The 19,112-nt window shown below is 42.3% G+C and carries 18 protein-coding genes and 2 pseudogenes; 7 read left to right on the forward strand and 13 right to left on the reverse strand.

Going from position 1 to position 19,112, the window contains the following annotated elements:
* The 9 genes and pseudogenes from Q0P34_RS07240 to Q0P34_RS07280 form a co-directional block, all read right to left on the reverse strand.
* Window positions 1-439: pseudogene (locus Q0P34_RS07240) on the reverse strand (hydrogenase formation protein HypD); the annotation flags it as partial.
* Window positions 436-657: a HypC/HybG/HupF family hydrogenase formation chaperone gene (locus Q0P34_RS07245; RefSeq protein ID WP_294954958.1), complete on the reverse strand. Its 222-nt coding sequence runs from the start codon at window positions 655-657 to the stop codon at window positions 436-438. The gene Q0P34_RS07245 and the pseudogene Q0P34_RS07240, both read right to left, overlap by 4 nt.
* A 2-nt stretch (window positions 658-659) precedes the next feature.
* Window positions 660-2,723, reverse strand: coding sequence for a carbamoyltransferase HypF (gene hypF / locus Q0P34_RS07250; protein ID WP_294954991.1), 2,064 nt, complete (start codon window positions 2,721-2,723; stop codon window positions 660-662).
* 4 nt (window positions 2,724-2,727) lie between these two features.
* Complete coding sequence (locus Q0P34_RS07255; protein WP_294954960.1) at window positions 2,728-3,696, reverse strand: 4Fe-4S dicluster domain-containing protein; 969 nt, start codon at window positions 3,694-3,696, stop codon at window positions 2,728-2,730.
* Between the two features lie 13 nt (window positions 3,697-3,709).
* Entirely contained in the window at window positions 3,710-4,789 is a 1,080-nt protein-coding gene (locus Q0P34_RS07260; protein ID WP_178668615.1) for a nickel-dependent hydrogenase large subunit, read from the reverse strand.
* A complete protein-coding gene (locus Q0P34_RS07265) occupies window positions 4,782-5,168 on the reverse strand; it encodes an NADH-quinone oxidoreductase subunit C (RefSeq protein ID WP_294954963.1) in 387 nt (128 codons plus the stop codon). The genes Q0P34_RS07260 and Q0P34_RS07265 overlap by 8 nt, the downstream gene beginning before the upstream one ends.
* A complete protein-coding gene (gene nuoB, locus Q0P34_RS07270) occupies window positions 5,161-5,625 on the reverse strand; it encodes an NADH-quinone oxidoreductase subunit NuoB (RefSeq protein ID WP_294954965.1) in 465 nt (154 codons plus the stop codon). Before nuoB ends, Q0P34_RS07265 begins: the two co-directional genes overlap by 8 nt.
* The gene (locus Q0P34_RS07275) at window positions 5,626-6,519 is read right to left on the reverse strand and encodes a complex I subunit 1 family protein (protein ID WP_294954967.1); all 894 of its coding nucleotides are present in this window, start codon (window positions 6,517-6,519) and stop codon (window positions 5,626-5,628) included. It abuts the gene before it with no gap.
* The gene (locus Q0P34_RS07280; protein WP_294954969.1) at window positions 6,519-8,498 is read right to left on the reverse strand and encodes a proton-conducting transporter membrane subunit; all 1,980 of its coding nucleotides are present in this window, start codon (window positions 8,496-8,498) and stop codon (window positions 6,519-6,521) included. Before Q0P34_RS07280 ends, Q0P34_RS07275 begins: the two co-directional genes overlap by 1 nt.
* Window positions 8,499-8,725: 227 nt before the next feature.
* Here Q0P34_RS07280 and Q0P34_RS07285 point away from each other — a divergent pair, with 227 nt between their 5' ends.
* Window positions 8,726-10,039, forward strand: coding sequence for a polysaccharide deacetylase family protein (locus Q0P34_RS07285; RefSeq protein WP_294954971.1), 1,314 nt, complete (start codon window positions 8,726-8,728; stop codon window positions 10,037-10,039).
* A 103-nt stretch (window positions 10,040-10,142) separates the two neighbouring features.
* On the opposite strand, the gene Q0P34_RS07290 is transcribed toward Q0P34_RS07285, so the two are convergent.
* The gene (locus tag Q0P34_RS07290; protein ID WP_294954973.1) at window positions 10,143-11,024 is read right to left on the reverse strand and encodes a LysR family transcriptional regulator; all 882 of its coding nucleotides are present in this window, start codon (window positions 11,022-11,024) and stop codon (window positions 10,143-10,145) included.
* Window positions 11,025-11,244: 220 nt separating this feature from the next.
* Here Q0P34_RS07290 and Q0P34_RS07295 point away from each other — a divergent pair, with 220 nt between their 5' ends.
* The 5 genes from Q0P34_RS07295 to Q0P34_RS07315 are packed head-to-tail and all read left to right on the forward strand — an operon-like array spanning window position 11,245 to window position 15,681.
* On the forward strand, window positions 11,245-12,570 hold the full coding sequence (locus Q0P34_RS07295) for an L-aspartate oxidase (RefSeq protein WP_294954975.1): 1,326 nt from the start codon (window positions 11,245-11,247) through the stop codon (window positions 12,568-12,570).
* Entirely contained in the window at window positions 12,542-13,399 is an 858-nt protein-coding gene (gene nadC / locus Q0P34_RS07300; RefSeq protein WP_294954977.1) for a carboxylating nicotinate-nucleotide diphosphorylase, read from the forward strand. The genes Q0P34_RS07295 and nadC overlap by 29 nt, the downstream gene beginning before the upstream one ends.
* An 11-nt stretch (window positions 13,400-13,410) precedes the next feature.
* Entirely contained in the window at window positions 13,411-14,184 is a 774-nt protein-coding gene (locus Q0P34_RS07305) for a 5-deoxy-glucuronate isomerase (RefSeq protein WP_294954979.1), read from the forward strand.
* Window positions 14,174-15,259, forward strand: a complete 1,086-nt coding sequence (locus tag Q0P34_RS07310) for a phosphonoacetaldehyde reductase (protein ID WP_294954981.1) — start codon at window positions 14,174-14,176, stop codon at window positions 15,257-15,259. The genes Q0P34_RS07305 and Q0P34_RS07310 overlap by 11 nt, the downstream gene beginning before the upstream one ends.
* Window positions 15,253-15,681: a hypothetical protein gene (locus Q0P34_RS07315; protein WP_294954983.1), complete on the forward strand. Its 429-nt coding sequence runs from the start codon at window positions 15,253-15,255 to the stop codon at window positions 15,679-15,681. The genes Q0P34_RS07310 and Q0P34_RS07315 overlap by 7 nt, the downstream gene beginning before the upstream one ends.
* A 42-nt stretch (window positions 15,682-15,723) precedes the next feature.
* On the opposite strand, the gene Q0P34_RS07320 is transcribed toward Q0P34_RS07315, so the two are convergent.
* A complete protein-coding gene (locus tag Q0P34_RS07320; protein ID WP_294954985.1) occupies window positions 15,724-16,095 on the reverse strand; it encodes a RidA family protein in 372 nt (123 codons plus the stop codon).
* A gap of 287 nt (window positions 16,096-16,382) precedes the next feature.
* Complete coding sequence (gene ilvA / locus Q0P34_RS07325) at window positions 16,383-17,582, reverse strand: threonine ammonia-lyase (RefSeq protein ID WP_294954987.1); 1,200 nt, start codon at window positions 17,580-17,582, stop codon at window positions 16,383-16,385.
* A 146-nt stretch (window positions 17,583-17,728) separates the two neighbouring features.
* On the opposite strand from ilvA, the gene Q0P34_RS07330 reads away from it, so the two are divergent.
* Window positions 17,729-18,583: a transporter substrate-binding domain-containing protein gene (locus Q0P34_RS07330; RefSeq protein WP_294954989.1), complete on the forward strand. Its 855-nt coding sequence runs from the start codon at window positions 17,729-17,731 to the stop codon at window positions 18,581-18,583.
* Between the two features lie 254 nt (window positions 18,584-18,837).
* Here Q0P34_RS07330 and Q0P34_RS07335 read toward each other — a convergent pair.
* Window positions 18,838-19,112 (reverse strand): annotated as a pseudogene (locus Q0P34_RS07335) (ATP-binding protein); the annotation flags it as partial.

The following is a 19,112-nucleotide window of genomic DNA, read 5'->3' on the forward strand; positions in this document are numbered from 1 at the left end:
CCTGCTTGATTATTTCATCAAGCAAAAGTGCATAAATAGGTGTTGTCGTTTCAAAGCCGACTGCCGCAAAAACAAAGCTTTTGTCGGGCTCTGCCTTTGCAAGCTCAATGGTTTGAATAGGGGAGTACACCATTCGTATATCGGCACCCTGTGCCTTGATGTCCGCTAATGCCTGACTGCTTCCCGGCACTCTTATCATATCACCGAAGGTAACGATAGCGTTTGAGTTAAGTGCAAGCTCAATCAGCCTGTCAACATAGTCTGACACCGTTACACAAACAGGGCATCCCGGTCCGCTTATTAGATGTATTTTGTCGCTTATCAGTGACGGTATTGCGTTTTCGGATATGGATGCGGTGTGAGTTCCGCAAACCTCCATAATGGTGATGTCGTCACCGTTGTATTCCTTAAGAAAATTTAGTACGTCGTTTATGTTCATTGCACTCCAAGCTCCTCAAGGTCATTAAAAAGCTGTGTCATATACTGCGCCTCGTCCTCGGGCAAAACCTGAATAATCAGTCCTGCGTGCACCAAAACCCAATCTCCTACCTTGCAGTCAACAATACCTTTGTTTACTGTTGTGATGTTAGAGGAGTATTCAATTTTTGCATTTACTCCGTTAATTTCTATTACTTTTCCCGGTGCTGCAACACACATAGCTATACCTCTTGCTCGTCAAGTGCCGTCAGGTATGCCTGACCAAGACAGATTCCCTGGTCGCCCGATGGCACCTTATTGTTTATATATACATTATATCCGTCTGCCTCAAGCAGTTCAATAGTCCTTGCCGTAAGAATTTTGTTGTTAAAGCATCCGCCGCTTAGGGTGATTTGCCCAACCAAATACTTATCGGCAATTGTTTTTATCATATCTGCCAAGCAGTAGTGAAAACCGAGTGCGATTTCCTCCTTTGGAGCTTTTGCAGATTTTATTTGTTTGATTATTTCTTTAGGTGACAGCGTAGGTTTAATAGGATAAGCCTTTTTTGCTTTGCCTGCACATTGTTCGACAGTAATGGCACATTCGCCCTCATATCTGTTGTAATGTGAAATGTCAAGTGCCGATGCGACAGCGTCAAAGAGTCTGCCTACGCTTGATGAATTTACAGTGTTGATGTTGTTTTCTATTGCCTTTGACACAAGCGTATGGCTGCCGTCGTAGCAGGCAAGGCAGATGTCGGCATTTTTTGCAACCTCATCGGATGCAAGCATTTTTGTGTACTCAAGGTGTTCAACTCGTTTTCGATTAAGAAATACCTCGCCGCCCCAAATTGCACCGTCATCACCGTAGCCCGTTCCGTCAAAAACAAAGCTTAAAGTGTCACCCTTTAGTTGATGCTCTGCTATTACGCTGTACGCGTGTGCAAGGTGATGCTGATATTGAACATCGGGTGTAAGTATTTGTGATGAATAATACATAGGGTGCCTGTCGCAAACAATTTTGCCCGGCTTAAAGCTGTGTAAATCACAAAATCTTGCTATGCTATCTTTGTAGGCTTCCTGATATGCCGTATCCTCAAGGTCGCCGAAATATTGCGACGGATAAACATAATTATCGTTCATTATTGCAAAGCTGCTTTTTAGGTCGCCACCCATTGCAAGTATTTTGCTTTTTGCCTTAATTCCAACATCTATTGCAAGCGGAACATATCCTCTTGCACGTCTTAAATACTGTACCCGTCCTGCGTTGATTTGCACAACGCTGTCGTCGATAGGCGTCAGTATTTCTCTGTTGTGCGACAACACGGGAATACCGAATTTTTTTATTTTTTCATCGTCAATTATGATAGGCTCGCCCGACAGATTTGCACTTGTCATAATAAGAGGTGATATTTTGTCAAGTATCATTATCTGTATCGGATTGCAAGGCAAAAATGCTCCTATGCAGTCGGAGCCGTCACATATGCCGTTTGGCATTTTTCTTTTTGCCTTTAGCAAAACAATAGGCCTTGCCGTGCAGGTCAGTAGCTTCTCCTCATCATCGCTTACAAAGCAGTAATCTTTGATTTCTTCAAGGCTTTTGAACATAATTGCAAACGGCTTTGCTTCTCTGCCCTTGATTTTTCGCAACGTCAGTGCAATTTCCGTTTCGCATTTGCAGGCAAGGTGATAGCCTCCTATGTCCTTTATTGCGAGGATGTTGCCGTCTTTCAAAATATCAACAGCATCGTCAATTGAAATGCTTGTTTTAGGCCCGCAGTCGTTGCAGGCTATCGTTTGTGCATGACATCTTCTGTTTTGAGGTGATGTGTATTCCTCCCCGCATTTTTCGCAAAGAGGGAAGATGCCCATTGTAATATTTTCTCTGTCATACGGCAGAGATTTAATTATAGTATATCTTGCTCCGCAGTTAATACAGCTTATGAAAGGATGCCTGTATCTGCGGTTGTTTTCGTCCTTAAGCTCCCTTTCGCAATCCTTACAGGTTGCCAAATCGGGAGTGATAAACGGCACGGTGTTGTAGTTGGTAGAATGGATAATGGAAAATGTGCCGTACTCTTTGCCGTCAATTATTCTTTCGTTGTAATTGTTTATCTTAAAAAGACCGATAAGGCGTTGGATAAAATGCTCCAACGCCTTTGATTCTGCCTGTGCGATAATTTTTACATTACCGCCTGAATTTTTAACCTCGCCTTTTATACCAAGCTCGTTTGCGAGCCTCAGGGCTGTGGGGCGAAATCCAATGCCCTGAACAATACCTGTAAAGGTGTATTCCTTTGTTATAGCGTTACGCTTCCTTTTTGTAGGTTACATTGCCGTATTCTGCGTCATCCTGTGCAAAGCCAATGCACTGTTGCTTCTTGCAGGCGTCTATACAGCAACCGCATTGAATACAGCCGTCTCTGTCAATAGTCCAGCTCTTTGTATCCTTTCTGTCAACTGTGATAATACCTGTGGGGCAGGCTCTTGCACAAAGTCCGCAAAGTATGCAATTTTCAATGTCAACGGCAATTTTGCCGTAGGTTAGGCTCTTGTCAGGCTTAACGGTTGAAAGCTTGCCGAGGCTAACCTCGCTTGCCTGTGTCTTTGCCTGTGGCTTTGGTGCTTCCTTCTTAGGAGCAGGCTTTGCAGGTGCGGCACCGTCCTTTGCAAATACAACTGCGCCTTCCTCGCCGTCATCCTCTGCGTATGAAAGGCTGTGGAATTTTTTACACGCGTCAATGCAGGCACCGCACTGAACACAGTCGTCACGGTTGATTGTCCATGTCTTTGCATTTCTGTCAACGGTAATGCACTCTGACGGGCATGCTCTTGCACACAGTCCGCAAAGAATACAGGTGCTCATATCGTTTGTAATCTTACCCGATGTAAGCGACTCGTTGTTATTCTCGCTCTCGGCTTGAGCAGGCTTTTCGGGAATAGGCTGTGAAAAGCTGTCAACCGTCATTGAGGTGCTTGGCTCTGTGTAGCCGGGCTTAATATGTAAGCATTTCTTAGGACAGCCTTCAACACAGTTTTCGCACTGAACACAGCCCATTCTTTCAATAGACCATGTTCTTGTTGCCCTGTCAACCGTGATAGCACCCGACGGACACTTTCTTTGGCACATACCGCACATAATACAGTCGTCAATGTCAATTTCAATGTGTCCTCTTGAACGCTCGGGATAAACTGCAGGCTCTGCAGGATAATTCTTTGTAGCCGGTTTTGAGAAAAGATTTTTAAGAGCAAAGCCGGTAAAATCCATAAGCTTCATAGTTTACTCCTCCTTATCTTTCTGTACAGCTGATGCATGGGTCAATTGTAAGAACCTGCATCGGAACATCTGCAAGGTCGCTGCCCGGCAAAATGTGAATAAGCGACTGAATGTTTGTAAATGTAGGAGTACGAAGCCTGAATCTTTCAAGGAATTTGGTTCCGTTAGCCTTTGCGTAGTAAATAGCCTCTCCTCGCGGTTGCTCAATTCTTACAAATGCTTCACCGTCAGGGTTGCCCTTTTGAGGATTGCAGATTGCACCCTCAGGCATTTTTTCGGCACATTGACGGATGATGTTGATGGATTGCAAAAGCTCACCGATTCTTACGGCACATCTTGCGTAGCCGTCACAATCGTTAGAGGTGATGATGTCAAAGTCAATCTTGTCGTAAGCCTCGTAGCCTGTTTTTCTCATATCAATTTCAATACCGCTTGCCCTTGCCATAGCACCTGCGGCACTGAGTCTGTGCGCATCCTCTTTTGTAAGGATACCCACACCCTTTAATCTTTTTTGTACGGAATAGTCATTGAGGAATACATTTGTCATTCTCTTAATGTCCTTTTCCATAGAGTTGAGTATGTCAACAAAGCCCTTAATCATTGAGCTGTCCATATCCTTAAGGACGCCTCCGACCTTGTTAACGGAAAAGATAACACGGCCGCCGGTTGATTCCTCAAACATATCAAGGATTTTTTCTCTCATTCTCCAAGCCTGCATAAACAAAGCGTCAAAGCCGAATGCGTCTGCCAAAAGACCGAGCCAAAGCAGGTGAGAGTGCATACGGCTCATCTCAAACCAAAATGTACGAAGGAACTTTGCTCTCTCGGGCACCTCTGCCTTAAAGATAGCCTCGAGCGCTTCGCAATATCCAAGTCCGTGACCGAAGGAGCAAATACCGCAGGTTCTTTCAACAACATATTGATAGTCGTTAAAATCCCTTTTCTCTGCAAGCATTTCAAGACCCCTGTGAACAAAGCCGATTGAAGGCACAGCCTCAATAACCTTTTCATCCTCAAGCACAAGGTCAATGTGAATTGGCTCCGGCAGTACAGGATGCTGAGGACCGAACGGTACAATAGATTGCTTACTCATTGGCCGTGTCCTCCTTTCGTGTTACAGTGATTTGCTTTTTGAACGGTGTTTCTTCATTTATTCTGTAAAATCTGTCCTTGTAGTCAATGCTCATACCGACAACTTTTACACCCCAAAGCTGCTTGATTTCATTTTCATAAAGAGTGGCAGCAGGGAATATGTCGGAAAAGCTTTTGATTTCCTCGTCAACAGGAAGCTTAATCTTGTAGTTTTCCATAAGATATTCCTTGTTTACGGAATATGTAACCTCGTTGTAGCCCTCAAAGGCTGTTGAGCAAATTTGTGAAAGACGGTAGCCGTCCTCGTATTTTTTTTGCATAATGTCGTACAGCTCATCCTTTGTGACAAGTGTAATTGCAAAATCGTTATAGTTATTCAACCTTGTCCGCCTCCTTTACTGCCTTTTTATTTGCCTGAAGCCTTTCGCTCTTTTCCTTAAGCAAAGCGAGTGATTTAACAACGCCGTCAATGATTGCCTGCGGTCTTGCGGCGCAGCCCGGAACATAAATGTCAACCGGGATAGCCTTGTCAACACCGCCGAGAACGTTGTAGCAGTCCTTAAACACACCGCCGTTGCATGCGCATATACCTATTGCACAAACAACCTTTGGCTCTGTCATCTGCTCATAAATTTGTTTAACAACGCTTTCGTTTTGAGAGTTAACCGAGCCCGTAATAAGAAGAATATCTGCATGCTTGGGATTACCTGTGTTGATAATACCAAAGCGTTCTACGTCATATAATGGAGTTAAGCACGCAAGAACCTCGATGTCACATCCGTTACAGGAGCTTCCGTCATAGTGCATTATCCAAGGTGATTTTGTTACGTCTGCCATTTATATTACCCCCTTGCCTTTAAGTACCTCAATTACAATAAGGTTAAGTGCGCCTAAAAAAGCAGTAACTATCCAGGTGTTGTCAAGCATATGCTTCCACTTTAATCTTGCATTTGTGTTGTCAACAAGGATTTCGATAAAGTAGCAAGCAATCAGGCAAACGATTGCAAGAAGCACGCTTAAAGGATTACTGTTGAGGAAAAATAATGCCAAAAGTCCTAAAAGGAATATGTTTTCGTACCAGTGAGAAACCTCAACGATAGCAAACATTTGACCGTTAAATTCTGTTGTGATACCCTTAACCATTTCCTGATGAGCATGGTGAGAGGTAGAAATATCAAATGGGTGCTTTCTAAGCTTAATTGTAAGAATGAACACAAAGCCAAGGAAAATACCCGGAAGCAATACGATAGCAGGTAAGCCGTTGTGTGTTGCAATTTCGGAAACCCTAAAGCTTCCCGATGTAATGTAAAGACCGATAGCCGCAATAAGAACCATAGGCTCATATGCAAGCATTTGAACAAGCTCTCTGCTTGCACCCATAAATGCATACGGAGAGTGTCCGCTTGATGCAGCAATTACAAGGAAAATGTTTGCGGTTGTGAGTGTAAACAATACAAGCAAAATGTCGTAGCCTGCAAAGAAAAGAATACCGGTTACGATTGTAAAGAAAAGAAATGAGAGCAAATATAACATTTGAACTCTGTTAATAACCTTTGTTTGCTTATTCAAAAGCTTAATGACATCATACAGCGGCTGAAGCAGAGGGGGACCCATACGTCCCTGCATTCTGGCAGTAACCTTTCTGTCCAAGCCTGCAAGCAATGCACCTGCGAACGGAGCGAGCAAAACATAAGCAAATATGCTAATTATCGAATATACAGGATTATTCATTAACAGCCACCTCCTAACGCGATTGATGCAGCAATAAACGCAGCGATAAGGAAAATTGATACATATACACTTGGCTTGTACATTTTGTCCTCACCAAATATATCCTCCATATACCAGTTGGTAAGGAATTCCTTCTTTTCGTTACCGAAGGAATCAATAAATCCAACCTGGTCGGGAGTACCGGCACCGTTAAAGTATCGCTCAGCCTTAGGGAAAGGTCTGTTCCTTGCGATAAGGAAGTATGTTACGATTGGAATGATGAAGATAAATACAACCATCAAAATTGTAAGAACGATGTTTTCGCTTGAAATAACCTGGTTTGTTGAGTTGAAAACCTCTGCTGTGTAAGGCTTAACAACAAATCTTGAAATGAACGGAAAGGCAAATACAACAAGAATCATAAGACCTGCGTGAGTAAACAATGATGTCCACTGATTTATTGTGATAGTGTTCTTATGCCTTTTATCTGCCGGGTTTGATGAAAGAATTGTTGCAAGCCACTTTGACCAGTAGAACAGGGTTGTTGCCGAGCCAAAGCATATGCAAAGCACAAGCAGGGTGGAAACGATAATTTCAAGTGTGCTTCCGCTGTGAAGACCTGTGTCAACAAAGGCTTTAAGTGCAGCCCATTTTGAAACAAGCATACCAAACGGAGCAAGGAACATACCTGCAATACCGACAACAAGTGTCCATGTGAGGTATGGGTACCTTCTAACCAAGCCGTGCATTGTTTCTATATCTCTTGAGCCGGTCTGGTGCTCTATTGAGCCGACAGTCTGGAAAAGCAGTGATTTTGAAATTGCGTGGAAGATTACAAGGAAGATAGCCGCCCAAACGGTTTCCTCCGTACCGACACCGGCACAGGCTGTAATCAAGCCAAGGTTAGACAATGTTGAGTAAGCCAAAACCTTTTTGCCGTCATAAGCTGTAATTGCAAGCATAGACATAGCAAGGAAGGTAAGACCGCCGATAAGGCCAACCATATATCCGCTGAACTCACCGCTCATAACAGGTGCAATTCTAATCAAAAGATAAACGCCTGCCTTAACCATTGTTGCACTGTGCAAAAGAGCCGATGACGGTGTAGGAGCAACCATTGCACCAAGCAACCATTTTGAGAACGGGAGCTGAGCGCTCTTTGTCAATGCACCGAATGAAAGAAAGATTACAGGCAATACTATTAATCCCTTGTTTGCTTCAAGCAATCCTTGAAGGTCTGTAATGCCGTGGCTGATGCCGAGAATAACGATACCGCCAATCATTCCGAGACCGCCGAGAAGGTTCATCCACAATGCCTTAAAGCAATTGTTGACAGCCTCGTCTGTTTTTGTGTAGCCGATGAGAAGGAATGAGCAAACGCTTGTAACCTCCCAGAAAAAGTACATCCAAAGCAGGCTGTTGGAAAGAACAAGGCCGAACATTGCACCGATGAATACATACATAATTGCAAAGAAGAAGCCGCGTCTGTCCTTAACCTCATCGCCGTGATGGTGGTGATAATCGTCCATATAACCGCAGGCATAAACGGTAATCAATGTGCCCACGATAGCGATAATTAAAACCATAATTACGGTAAGCTGGTCGCAATAGAGGTTTAAGCCCTCTCCCTCAGGCTTTGCACCTGAAAACTCGTACCAAAAGGTCAAAGTCGTTTGTGCTATTGACAAAAGAGCCGCATAGTATTTTTTGTACTTGATTGAAAGCACTGTGATAAGTACAACTAAAAATACCTCTATGCCGACCATAGCATAGTCTACGGCTTCAATGACGGGTAACGAGCCTAACAATGCACTCTCGTTAAATGTCATTGCCTTGCCACCGTAAACATAGTATGTTACGGTAAACATCAGGGCTGCAAGTATAACCGCAGCTGATGACGCGTAGGTTATGATTTTCCTTGCCTTGTTGCTTTTGATTACTCCTTGGAGCAAAGCGCTGACAAATGGAAAACCGACAAGAAACGCAATCATAAATTCCATTTTTCTGCCTCTTTTCATTTTGGGAATGTATAGAAAATTTCCCAATTATTTTAAGTATGTTTATACCGCATAAGATATTAACATATAATTAGGTTAAAATCAATACAAAATTTTATTAAAAATTAATATTTTCTTGTGCATTTTTTAACTTTGTTTTTCCGTATTTGTATTGAATATTTTGTTTTTTTGATGTATAATAAGTGCAACAAATCTCAGTGGAGGATATTATGTCAAATAAGATTAGGCTTGTAGGGTTATTTATCACCGCAATTATCCTTTTGTCAGGCGTTATTGCAGTGTCCGGAGTGTCGTCGCAGAATGTCGGTCCTGTAAGGTCAACACAGGTCGTGGGCACTTCCTCTGATTCTGTTAAGCTAAAGTGGAAAAGGGTTGGCTCGTCAGACGGATATTTTATATATCAAAAGGCCGGCGAAGAATATAAAAAGGTGCAGACAGTTAAGGATTCAAAATCGGTTGAGACTACTGTTGACGGTCTTGATGACAGCACTCAATATACCTTTTGCGTAAAGGCATACAAAAAGGGCAGAAATAATACGGTACAAAGTAAGAAATTTACCGAGGTCACTGCCTGTACGGTACCCGCAAAGCAAAGCTCAAGCATTGAGGCTGTCAGGGAAAATTCTCTTGAAATCAGCTGGTCACCTAATCCAAGGTGTGCCGGATATGATGTTCAGTACGCAAAGGCTTCCGATTTTTCGGACGCTCAAAGCATTAGGATAAAGAACACAGATACCGACAGCACCGATATTATGGAGCTTATGGTAGGTGACGAATATTATGCACGTGTTCGCTCCTATGTATATTTCAACGAGGAAAAAATTAACGGCAGGTGGTCGGAGGCTAAGTCTGCAAAGGTGCTTGACAAGGCGGGTATCACTGCTATTGATATGAAAAAGCCCATGATTGCCGTAACCTTTGATGACGGTCCGGGATATAATGATGCGTCTGACAGGATACTTGATGTTATTGAAAAATACAAAATAAAGGCAACATTCTTTATGCTCGGAGCAAATGCGGAAAACCATACAAAGAATGTTAAGCGTAAGGTAAGCCTCGGTTGTCAGATAGGCAACCATACCTATAACCACGAGCATTACGGCAAAAATGTAAATGCCAACGATATCATCAAGGGCGCAAATGCTATTGAAAAGGCAGGCGGAGTAAAGCCGACAGCCTTTCGTTCGCCGGGCGGTATTACAACCGATGTAATCCGTAAAACGTGTAAGGAGCAAAATGTTCCTTTGTACTATTGGTCGCTTGATACTCAGGATTGGAAGAGCAGAGATGCTGATAAGATTTACAACACAGTAATGAAGCATGTAGAAGACGGCGATATTATCTTGATGCACGAAATCTACGGTTCAACTGCAGATGCATTTGAAAGAATTGTGCCTGCACTTATTAAGAAGGGCTATCAGTTTGTAACCTGTGATGAACTTGTTACCGCAAAGTCCGGTAAGGCTCCGGAGCCGGGAATACAGTACGTCAACGGCACAACAATAAAGAACAAAACATCATAAGTATAAATACAAATTAACAAGAGGAAATGTCACCGTAGGTGGCTGAGGAAATTATAAAAGCTGATTGAACTCGATGTTCAATCAGCTTTTTGTGTGCATTTTATTAAAGAATACTGCATATGTAATCCATTACCGTTTGCATGGCCGGAGTAATCCATTTGCTTTTGTGGTAAAGCATTTGAATCCAAATTTCATCGTTGATTGTATCAACCTCAAATTGCTTAATCTTGCCTTGTGCAACATATTCGTCGGTGATAAAATCAGGCAGATAGGATATGCCCATATTTTTTTCTACCAAATGACAGATTAGCTCTGTGTCGCCGATTTCCAAAAACGGAGCTATTTCCATAGACTCCTTTGCAAGATAATCGTCAAGCCTCTGTCTGTAGCTCATACCCTTTTCGGTTAAGATAAACGGTTGCTCAAGTACATCGTCAATAGTGATTTTGTCCTTTTTACAAAGCGGATTTTCATCGCCCATAATGAAATGAGTTTTTACCTTGTGCTCCTTAACTATTGTGTAGTTGCTGTCATAAATGTGCTTGTCAAGTGTAAAGATAAGGTCAACATCATTTTGGTTTGCAAGTCTGAACATTTCCTCCGTGCTGGCAGGGAATATCTTTAACGATATGCTTGGATATTTGTTGTGAAAATTATCAAAATTATGCCAAAACAGCCAGTGACAAAGTGAGTCACACATCGCAATTCTAACCGTGCCGTTAATCTCCTTTTTACTGCTCGCCGTGTTTTCAATGTCTTCAACGGTGGCGAGAAGCTTTTGTGCAAGCTGAAGAATTTGCTCACCCTTCGGTGTAAGCTTTACTGTATGATTAACCCTTTCAAAAAGAAGCACCCCGTATGCATGCTCAAGCTGCTTTATTTGTGCCGAAACCGCAGATTGAGTATATCCTAATTTTTTTGCAGCCTTTGTAAAGCTGTTTTGGTCTGCAACCTGAATGAAGGTTTCAAAATTTTTTGTATCCATTTGTATTCTCCCTATAATCTCCAAAAGCAATATAGTGTGATGCAAATTAAATCATTTATGTATATTATAAAATATTTTTATCAATTTTTCAAGTGCAATTATTTTTGTAAATAGTTGTGGCTTCTTGTACCTAATCGTATTGACATTTGTACAGATAAGATATATAGTAAAATAAGTATAGTTAAAAATACAAAATTATTTTGATTATAGGATTTGTGGTATGAAAAGTAAGGAATATATAAAAACCGATACCGTTATTGTAGGCTCCGGCGTGGCAGGTGTTTTTGCTGCTCTGTGCCTGCCTGAGGATATGGATGTTTTGGTCATCACAAAGGAAAAGCTTGACGAGTGCGATTCCTTTCTTGCACAGGGCGGAGTATGTGTGCTCAAGGATATTGATGATTTTGATTGCTACTTTGAAGATACGATGAAGGCAGGTCATTACGAAAACAATCCCGAGGCGGTTCGTGTTATGATTGAATCCTCGCAGGATGTTATCGGAACACTTGTTGATTTGGGTGTAAAGTTTGATACTGCTAACGACGGTGAATATGATTACACTCGTGAGGGCGCTCACAGACAAAACAGAATTCTTCACCATAAGGATGAAACAGGCAAGGAGATTACGGCAACCCTTCTTGAAATTGCAAAGAAAAAGCCAAACATCACCTTTGTAACCCGTACAACAATGATAGATTTGATAGAAAAGGACAATGTTTGCTACGGCATTGTGTGCTTTGATGAGTATGGCGAAAAGGGTGCAATACTTGCAGATAACATTGTTCTTGCAACAGGCGGTATCGGCGGATTGTTTAAGAATTCAACAAATTATCCGCACATTACCGGTGACGCCTTTGCTTTGAGCATAAAGCACGGCGTAGAGCTTGAAAATATCAATTATATCCAAATTCATCCTACAACCCTTTACAGCAAGAAAGAGGGCAGACGATTTCTTATCAGTGAGAGTGTGCGCGGTGAGGGTGCTGTTCTTCTTAACGAAAACGGCGAACGCTTTACAGACGAGCTTCAGCCGAGAGATGTCGTTACAAATGCCATTGTTGAGGAAATGAAAAAATTCGGCACGGACCATGTGTATCTCAACCTGCCCACTATGACAAGCGAGGAGGCAAAAAAGAGATTTCCCAACATTTTTGAGGCCTGTATGCAGGAGGGCTACGATATGACAAAGGACAATGTGCCCGTAACCCCTGCACAGCATTATATGATGGGCGGAGTAAAAACCGATACAAACGGTGTAACCTCTATGAAATATCTTTATGCAATAGGTGAAACCGCCTGCAACGGTGTTCACGGCAGGAACAGGCTTGCTTCAAATTCGTTGCTTGAAAGCCTTGTTTTTGCCAAGCGTGCAGCAGATAAAATTGCAAAGGATACTTCGGTTAAACCGCAGGACGCTCCGGAGGTTGAGCTTGATTCTTATGCCTCCAAGGAGGAAATTCAAAAGGAATTTAAGCATATCATTATGGATGAAATAAAAAGAAAGGATGCCGATTTTTATGCTAAATGGTGTGACAATGATGATTAATGTTGATGATTATATTATCAACACATTAAAGGAGGACATCACCTCTGAGGACGTTTCCACAAATGCTGTTATGCCCGAGGATAAGCAGGGCAGGGCAGACCTCATATGTAAGCAGGACGGTGTAATCTGCGGTCTTGATGTTTTTGAAAGAACGTTTAAGCTTCTTGATGAAACAAGCAGATTTGAGGCGAATTTTAAGGACGGCGATTATGTTAAAAAGGGCGATTTGCTTGGCGTAATCTACGGTGATGTAAAGGCTATCCTTTCGGGCGAGAGAACTGCTCTAAACTATCTTCAGCGTATGAGCGGTATTGCAACCATGACAAGAGAGTATGTAAATGAGCTTGAGGGCTACAAAACCATTTTGCTTGACACAAGAAAAACCACACCCAATATGCGTCCGTTTGAAAAGCATGCTGTTAAGGTTGGCGGTGCAGTAAATCACAGATACAATCTTTCAGACGGTGTTCTTCTTAAGGATAACCATATAGGTGCGGCAGGCTCTGTAACAAATGCTATCAAGATGGCAAAGGCTTATGCTCCATTTGTAAGAAAGATAGAAATTGAAACCGAAACCTTGGCACAGGTGCAGGAGGCACTTGATGCCGGAGCGGACATCATTATGCTTGATAATATGGATAATGATACTATGCGCAAGGCAGTTGAAATGATTGGCGATAAGGCTCAAACGGAGTGCAGCGGTAATGTAACAAAGACAAGATTAAAGGAGATTGCACAAATCGGTGTTGATTTTGTATCCTGCGGTGCACTTACTCACTCTGCACAGATTTTGGATGTCAGCCTTAAAAATTTAACTACTATTGAATAAGAGGTGCTGTTATGCTTTACAAACCGCAATATGACGAAAACGGTAAAAAAGTTCTTTGTGAAATGAACGGAGTAAATGCCGATATGCTTATGGACATTTATGTTCAAAGGCTTTCAAAGGGCGACACTCTTGTTATTGAAGAAACTGAAAATGAATGTGCTGTTCTTCTTCTTTCAGGCTCGGTTAACTTTGAGGTGGGAGATAGCATAAATGAGGATTGCAGCAGAGAAAATCCATTTCAAAAAACTCCTTATGCCGTGCATTTCTCAAGGGAAACAAAAGCTGTTGTTACTGCACTTGCCGACAGCGAGGTGCTTGTTCAAATGACAGATAACGAAAAGGTTTGGGAGCCTGTGTTCTATAATCCGGAAAACTGCCTGTATCAAGAATTCGGCAAGGGACAGTGGGGCGGCACAGGTCACAGAATAGTATCAACAATGTTTGATTTGGATAATGCTCCGTATTCAAATATGGTTATGGGTGAGGTGTTTAATCAGCCGGGTAAATGGTCATCTTATCCGCCTCATCATCATCCACAGCCGGAGGTTTACTACTATCAGTTTGATCATCCGGAGGGCTTTGGTGCAGGCTTTGAGGGCGATACCCCGTATAAGACGGAAAACGGCACCTGCCTTTGTATTCGCGGCGGCAATGCACACCAGCAGGTAACCGCCCCCGGATACGAGATGTATTATGTGTGGCTCATCCGTCACCTTGACGGCGACCCATGGGATAAAACAAGAATTTATGTTCCTGAATACGAGTGGCTTGCAAATGCAGAATAAGGGTGTAATATTAGACAGCTTCGAGCAAATAGCATCGGTTTTTGAGCAAAACAATGTTAAAAAGCCTTTTGTATGTTGTGGCAAAAGCTTTGAGAAAACAAAGATATTCGAATATCTAAAACAAATTGATATTGTTGTGTTTGACAATATTCGCCCTAACCCTCGCTTTGAGGATATGGTTGATGCCTCAAGGATTTTTGTTGAGGAGGGCTGTGATTTCATTATCGGTGCAGGCGGCGGCTCACCTATTGACAGTGCCAAGATGATAAGGCTTATGGCAACTAATGATGTGTCAACCTGTCTTACCGAGCCTATGGAAAATAACGATATTAAGTCACTTTACATTCCAACCACAGCAGGTACGGGAGCAGAGGCTACAAAGTCGTCTGTTTTCTATATTAATGAGGTAGAAAAAATCAGTGTTGCAAATCTTGATTTTCTTCCCGATTATGTAATAATGGATTCAACCCTTCTGCAAACCCTGCCCGATTATCAACGCAAGTGTACCTGTCTTGATGCTCTTTGTCATTCTATTGAAAGCTATTGGAGTGTTAAGGCAACCGATGAAAGCAGGGAATATGCAAAAAAAGGTATTCTCGGATTTGTTAAAAACAAGGACGGATATATCAATAATACTCCTGACGGTAACGAGGGTATGCTTTGGGCGTCATATTATGCAGGCAAGGCAATAAACCTTACAGGCACAACCTCGGCACACGCAATGTGCTATTCTGTTACTATGAATTGCCATACTGCTCACGGACATTCCGTTGCCGCTTGCCTGTCTGTTATTTGGGAGTATATGCTAAAGGGTAATAACAAACCGCTTGTTAAAGATGTTTATGGCATTTTTGACGAGATAGGTGTTCTCCTCGGCGGTAAAAATGCCAAGGAGGGACTGAAAATTTTTAACGGTATACTAAAGGAATTTGACCTTGCTTATCCGTCAACGGATATGGCAAATGTTCCTGTTTTTGCATCAAAGGTGAATGTATCCCGCCTTGGTAATAATCCTGTTGAGCTTAATAACGAGGATGTAGAAAATATTTACAAAGAGGTATTTTCGCGATGCTGAAAAAAATAATATCTGTTGCTCTGTCAGTTTTGTCGGTTGTTGTTCTTTTATGCTCCTGCACAAATGCCGACAGCGACGCTCAAACAACCGATAAAACCTCTCAAAATGTATATTATGATGCAAAGGGTAATGCCTATGACAATCGCCTTGATGTACTGTTTTATGATGAACAGGGGAATACATACAGGCTTGAGGTGGTAGAGGATTATATGCCCGATTATGTAAACATTGAAACGGGTGAAAGGCTCAATGGCTTTCAGTGCTATATAACCGAGCAGGGATATTTGTATTACGATAAAGATGATAAGCTTTCTCTAAAGGACGGCAGTATGTCAATATATACCGATGCCGACGGCAATGAGTATTTTGATATTTCCACTGTCACCTGGAGCAGTGACGGTAGCTTAAACCATAAATATTAAAAAGCTGTAAGGACTTCAAAATCCTTACAGCTTTTGCTTTATTTATAGTTCTGCGATAAGTTCAACCTCGCAAAGAACACCCTTTGGCAAGTCCTTAACTGCCACACAGCTTCTTGCCGGCTTTGATGTAAAGTATTTGCCGTAGATTTCGTTAAATGATGCAAAGTCGTTGATGTCTGCCAAAAAGCATACAGTCTTAACTACCTTGCTCATATCCGTTCCTGCTGCCTCAACAACAGCCTTTAGGTTTTCGCAAACCTGTGTGGTCTGCTCCTCAATTGTTGTTGCCTCAACAGTATTTGTTGCAGGGTTGATGGCAATTTGACCCGATGTAAAAAGCAAGCCGTTTGTCTTTACAGCCTGTGAGTAAGGGCCAATTGCGTTTGGCGCGTTACTTGTTGATACGTATTCCATATTTATCCTCCTTTAGGCAATAAATAGCAATCCGAACCGTGGTTCAAATTTGCTGATTTGCCCTTTCTCTATGTTAAAAATACTCGGAATACATAAAGTATTCCTGCGTTTTTGTGCCTTGATTAAGAACAAATCAGCACAATTTGAACTCGCAGACCAAAAATGCTTGAAGTAAAGATGAATTTTGGATTTTGAGATGGAAGCCTTGCTGACGCAAGGCAACAGCGAAAATTTCAAAAGTCGCTTTAATTCTGCATTTTTGGCAGGTTCGGATTACTATTTATTGCCTAGTCGCAAACCTTGAAGCCTGCGTCGGTAAGTGCTTTTTTAACAGAAACGATGTGCTCAAAGTTTCTTGTTTCAACTCCTATTTTAAGATAGCAGTCGGTAATGTTCATGTCAAGGTCGGTTGAGTCGTAGTTAACCGAAACAACGTTTGCACCCTGGTCGGCAATTATCTGGCTGACGCCTGAAAGCTGGCCCGGCTTGTCGGAAAGTGCAATGACAATGTCTGCCGTTCTTCCGCCCATTTTAAGACCCCTTTCGATAACTCTTGAAAGGATTGTAACGTCTATGTTACCGCCCGACACAACGCAAACAACATTTTTTCCTTCAATATCGGGGATTTTGCCGTTCATAACAGCAGCCACAGGAACAGCGCCTGCACCCTCTGCAATAAGCTTTTGCTGTTCAAGCAGGGTAAGAATTGCAAGGGCAATTTCGTCGTCGGTAACGGTTACAATGCCGTCAACGTATTTTTGGCAAAGGTCATATGTAAGATTACCCGGAGTTTTAACGGCAATACCGTCTGCAATGGTGTTTACTCCGTTAAGCGTTTCGATTTCGCCGTCTGCAATGCTTTGCTCCATAGACGGGGCACCTGCTGCCTGAACTCCGTAAATCTTACAGCTTGGCTTTAACTTCTTGATTGTGTACGCGATTCCGCTGATGAGGCCGCCGCCACCGATAGGTACAACCACAACATCCGCAGACGGTAGCTGTGTAAGTATTTCAAGACCGATTGTGCCTTGACCTGCGATGACATCAGGGTCGTCAAACGGATGAATAAAGGTTAACCCTTTTTCGTTTTTAAGCTCAATGGCCTTTTTGTAAGCATCGTCATACACACCTTTTACAAGGCAAACCTCTGCACCGTATCTTTTGGTGGCCTCAACCTTGCTGATGGGCGCACCGTCAGGCAGGCAAATTATTGACTTGATGCCGTTTTTTGTTGCCGCAAGTGCAACGCCCTGTGCGTGATTACCGGCAGAGCAGGCGATAACTCCCTTTTTCTTTTCTTCATCTGTAAGCTGGCTTATTTTGAAATACGAGCCTCTGATTTTGAATGAGCCCGTAACCTGTAAATTTTCTGTTTTAAGGTACACGTTACATGATTTGTTAAGCTTCGGGGCGCTAATCATATCCGTTTCCCTGATAACCTCCTTGAGCACCGTTGAAGCCTTGTATACTCTGTCTAAAGAAAGCATTTGTATCCCTCTAATCTAAATAAATCTATACCTATTATATTCCTTTTGCCTTTGATGTCAAGAAAGATAAACCTAAAATATTTATTATTCTTGACTTTACGGAGTAAATATTATAAGATTATTGTATATAAACGGAGGTTTTCTTTATGAAAATTGTTAAAAGAATATTTGCCGTAGCTATGGCTGTGGCTGTTGTTGCTTCCTGCTTTGCAGGATGCTCCTCAAAAAATGCAGAAAAATACAGCAAAGACGTTGCAATTTTAGGCTACACCAAGGAGGTTGCACCGTTTCTTACAGATGTTAAGGACGGTAAGGCAAAGGGCTTTGAGGCTGATTTGTGGAAGGCCATTTTTGATAGCGTAAAGGGTGACCTCAAGAGCTATCGCTTTGAGCAAATTGATGAGGGATATACCCTTGAGGAAAGCGGTGGTTTTTTTGACAGCACCGACCGTGAATACAGTGCATGCCTTATGTTCGGCGCAGTTTCAAAGAATAACGGTACATTCAATAAGGATTATTCTTATACAGAGCCAATCATCACAAACAGAGTAATTACCGTTACTACCGAAAACAGCAAAATAATAAGCTATGCGCAAATGGGCGGCGCAAGGGTAGCAGTTGTAGGTGATGTTGCAAAGAAAGCACTTGAGGAGAATAAAGCAATTTATTCTGCGTGCTCATCTGTTACAGATGCTTCTCTTGAAGATGCACTTGCAGGCTTGGGTACAAGCTACGATGCGGTTGTAGTTGACGAATTTACATACCGCCCTGATGAAATGCTTAAATCAGTGTGTTATCCGGTTATTCCGGGCGAGCTTGATACGATTGAATACGTTATTGCCTGTGCAAAAAACAGTGGCTGGAAGGATTCAATAAATGAGGCTATCAGAGAAATGAAGTCTGAAAAATACGGTGAGGGTGACGAGTTTACACCTCTTGTTCAAAAGTATTTCGGCTATAATGCGTCATCATTCAGCTATGAATCTGACGGGGATCAATAAATATAAAATGGCACTAAAAAAGACTGTTGAGAAATGGTGCTGAATTTCGCATTCTTGCGAGGGAAGATGTACGAGGGTACCTCGACCGAGCAAAAGGCGAAAAACGCCAAAAGCGGCTTAGATTCGATGTCTAAGCCGCTTTTACAATCCCTCCGAGTGCGATAAATCGCACCCACCTCCCTTTACACAAAGGAGGCTCTATTCGGTTTGTTAAATTTATATGGCGTGTTTCAGCCCACTTTATCGACAGTCTTTTATATGTTCCAATATTTTCTGTCAAGTGCTCTGTATTGCAGTGCCTCTGCGATGTGGTTAACCTCGATGATTTCACTGCCGTCAAGGTCTGCGATTGTTCGTGCAACTCGCATAATTTTGTCATATGCTCTGCCTGACATTCCAAGCTTTTCAAAGCTGTTTTTCATCATAGCATCAGCCTGCTGCGACATAATGCAATACTTTTGCGTTGCGGCAGGTGTCATCTTTGCATTGCATGTTATGCCTGTACCTTCAAAGCGTTTTTTCTGTATTT

It is taken from the genome of uncultured Eubacterium sp., from assembly GCF_945980375.1.
Lineage (GTDB): Bacteria > Bacillota > Clostridia > Oscillospirales > Acutalibacteraceae > Eubacterium_R.

Coding starts and splice junctions, on each gene's coding strand:
- Q0P34_RS07295 (WP_294954975.1), top strand. CDS start 11,245: ATGAAAAGTAAGGAATATATAAAAACCGATACCGTTATTGTAGGCTCC.
- Q0P34_RS07290 (WP_294954973.1), bottom strand. CDS start 11,024: ATGGATACAAAAAATTTTGAAACCTTCATTCAGGTTGCAGACCAAAAC.
- Q0P34_RS07260 (WP_178668615.1), bottom strand. CDS start 4,789: ATGAGTAAGCAATCTATTGTACCGTTCGGTCCTCAGCATCCTGTACTG.
- nuoB (WP_294954965.1), bottom strand. CDS start 5,625: ATGGCAGACGTAACAAAATCACCTTGGATAATGCACTATGACGGAAGC.
- Q0P34_RS07285 (WP_294954971.1), top strand. CDS start 8,726: ATGTCAAATAAGATTAGGCTTGTAGGGTTATTTATCACCGCAATTATC.
- Q0P34_RS07305 (WP_294954979.1), top strand. CDS start 13,411: ATGCTTTACAAACCGCAATATGACGAAAACGGTAAAAAAGTTCTTTGT.
- Q0P34_RS07280 (WP_294954969.1), bottom strand. CDS start 8,498: ATGGAATTTATGATTGCGTTTCTTGTCGGTTTTCCATTTGTCAGCGCT.
- nadC (WP_294954977.1), top strand. CDS start 12,542: ATGCTAAATGGTGTGACAATGATGATTAATGTTGATGATTATATTATC.
- Q0P34_RS07330 (WP_294954989.1), top strand. CDS start 17,729: ATGAAAATTGTTAAAAGAATATTTGCCGTAGCTATGGCTGTGGCTGTT.
- Q0P34_RS07315 (WP_294954983.1), top strand. CDS start 15,253: ATGCTGAAAAAAATAATATCTGTTGCTCTGTCAGTTTTGTCGGTTGTT.
- Q0P34_RS07275 (WP_294954967.1), bottom strand. CDS start 6,519: ATGAATAATCCTGTATATTCGATAATTAGCATATTTGCTTATGTTTTG.
- Q0P34_RS07320 (WP_294954985.1), bottom strand. CDS start 16,095: ATGGAATACGTATCAACAAGTAACGCGCCAAACGCAATTGGCCCTTAC.
- ilvA (WP_294954987.1), bottom strand. CDS start 17,582: ATGCTTTCTTTAGACAGAGTATACAAGGCTTCAACGGTGCTCAAGGAG.
- Q0P34_RS07310 (WP_294954981.1), top strand. CDS start 14,174: ATGCAGAATAAGGGTGTAATATTAGACAGCTTCGAGCAAATAGCATCG.
- Q0P34_RS07245 (WP_294954958.1), bottom strand. CDS start 657: ATGTGTGTTGCAGCACCGGGAAAAGTAATAGAAATTAACGGAGTAAAT.
- Q0P34_RS07255 (WP_294954960.1), bottom strand. CDS start 3,696: ATGAAGCTTATGGATTTTACCGGCTTTGCTCTTAAAAATCTTTTCTCA.